1 protein-coding gene is annotated in these 234 nt (G+C 72.2%); it reads right to left on the reverse strand.

The genetic code is table 11. From position 1 onward, the window contains the following. On the reverse strand, positions 1-234 hold a 234-nt coding region (locus tag PUR61_RS36615), incomplete at both ends, for a transposase (protein ID WP_329883883.1).

Here is a 234-nt window from a genome sequence, read left to right on the forward strand (position 1 = left end):
CTCGATCACCCAGCGGTGCCGGCCGAGGCGCTGGGAGGACTCGATGCCGCGGCGGGCGATGCGGGCCGGGATCTGCCGCCGGCGCAGGTAGGCGCGGATGAAGCGGTGGTCGTAGGCTTTGTCGGCGTGCAGCTTGCCGGGTCGGCGTCTCCTGGGTCCGCGTCGCGAGCGGATCGGCGGAATGGCGTCGACGAGCGGGATCAGGGCCTGGCTGTCATGGACGTTGGCTCCGGA

Source organism: Streptomyces sp. BE20, assembly GCF_036322525.1.
Taxonomy (GTDB): Bacteria; Actinomycetota; Actinomycetes; order Streptomycetales; family Streptomycetaceae; genus Kitasatospora.